The sequence below is a fragment of the Promicromonospora kroppenstedtii DSM 19349 genome (genome assembly GCF_000515355.1).
Lineage (GTDB): Bacteria > Actinomycetota > Actinomycetes > Actinomycetales > Cellulomonadaceae > Promicromonospora > Promicromonospora kroppenstedtii.
Genome location: NZ_KI911726.1, coordinates 7,735 through 9,283, shown reverse-complemented (window position 1 = coordinate 9,283; position 1,549 = coordinate 7,735). Strand labels below are relative to the sequence as shown.

The window sequence follows — 1,549 nt, the reverse complement described above, 5'->3', positions numbered from 1 at the left end:
GGCTCCGGCGCGTACGCGGTGCGCGACGCTGCCGAGGCGGACGGCCTGGCCCTGGCCGACGCCGCCGTCCCGGGGCTGCTGGCGCCGTTCCTGGAGCCGGTCAGCGCACCCGCACCGCGCCCTCCTGCACGGTGACGGACACCCGGGTCGTCTCGCCCAGGTCCTCGCCGTCGATCTCGAAGACCCGGGGCTCCGCGAGCTCCACCTGCAGGCTGCGCATGCGGCCGTGGGTGGCGCTCTCGCTGCTCTCGGCCGAGGCCCCGCCGCCGAGGACCCGCTTGATGCCGTTGTCCCAGACCATGTTCCGCAGCGTGTCGACCCACCCGGCGGCGCCGTCGGCGCTCAGGACCAGGAGGTCCAGCTCACCGTCGCCGGGGTCGGCGTCGGGCAGCAGGGTGATCCCGGCCTGGAGCATGCCGCAGTTGCCGACCAGCAGGGTGTGCGCGCTGTTGCGGTCGAGCTCCCGGCCGTCGGCCGTGATGCGGACGTCGAGGGTGCCGCTGGCCGACAGCGCCCGCCCGAGGGACTCGACGTAGGCGAGCCAGCCCACCTTGTCCTTGAGGTCGTCGTCGGTCTCGGTGATCATGTGCGCGTCGAGACCGAAACCAGCCATGACGGCGAACGCGTGCCGCTCGGTGCCGCCCTCGAGGTCGATCTCCAGCCAGCCCACGTCCAGGGCCCGGGCCTCGCCGGTGAGCGCCCGCCGGAAGGCCGCGGCCGGGTTCAGCAGCGGGACCCGCAGGTTGCGGGCCAGCAGGTTGCCCGTGCCGAGCGGGACGATGCCCAGCTCGACGTCGGCCCCGGACTCCGCGAGGTGCTCCGCGACGGCCCGGACCGTCCCGTCCCCGCCCGCGGCGACGAGCACGTCGGCACCAGACTCGATCGCGCGGGCCGCGGCGCCCTGGCCCGGGTCGTCCGGCGTCGTCTCGAACCACTGCTGCTCGACGTCCGAGCGCGCGGCGGAGGCGGCCTTCCTCAGCGCCGTCTCGAGGCTCTCCCGGGTGGTCTTGCTGGGGTTCCAGATGATCCCGACGCGTGCGCTCATGGCGTCATGGTTCCACGCCACCCGCAGCACCGGCACCATGTGCCAAGATCTGCCGGTGCTGATCAGGATGCTGGGATCGTTCGAGGTCATCGGGGACGACGGCGTGCCCGCCGACGTCCCCGGCGCGCGGCTGCGTACGCTGCTGGCCACCCTGGCGCTCGACCCCGGCCGGGTCGTCCCCCGGTCCGCCCTGGTCGACCGCATCTGGGGCGAGGCCCCGCCGTCCGACGCGACCAACGCGCTGCAACGTCTGGTCTCGCGGCTGCGCAAGGTGCTGCCGGACGGCGTCCTGGAGGGTCAGGTGAGCGGCTACCGGCTGCTCGTGGACCCCGACGCCGTCGACGCCGTGCGGTTCGAGCGCCTCGTCGCCCGTGCGCGCGACGCCGACGTCGCCGGCCGGGTCCGGATGCTGCGCGAGGCCCTCGCGCTGTGGCGGGGACCGGCCCTGCAGGACGTCGCCGGGGCGGACGGTGAGGCCGGGGACAGGAACCTCGGCGCCGCGGT

General features: G+C 74.9%; 2 protein-coding genes. One reads left to right on the top strand and one right to left on the bottom strand.

Going from position 1 to position 1,549, the window contains the following annotated elements; all coding sequences use genetic code 11:
* Positions 1-100: 100 nt before the first annotated feature.
* Positions 101-1,045 carry a diacylglycerol/lipid kinase family protein gene (locus tag PROKR_RS21410; protein ID WP_051433223.1) on the bottom strand — a complete coding sequence of 315 codons (945 nt, stop codon included), beginning with the start codon at positions 1,043-1,045 and terminating at the stop codon, positions 101-103.
* A gap of 55 nt (positions 1,046-1,100) precedes the next feature.
* Between PROKR_RS21410 and PROKR_RS35740 the strand changes: the two genes are divergently transcribed.
* Positions 1,101-1,549, top strand: a 449-nt coding sequence (locus PROKR_RS35740) for an AfsR/SARP family transcriptional regulator (RefSeq protein ID WP_036967130.1), incomplete at its 3' end; no start/stop codon positions are given.

Excerpts from the sequence above, each read along its gene's own strand:
- PROKR_RS21410 (WP_051433223.1), bottom strand. The coding sequence starts at position 1,045 with ATGAGCGCACGCGTCGGGATCATCTGGAACCCCAGCAAGACCACCCGG.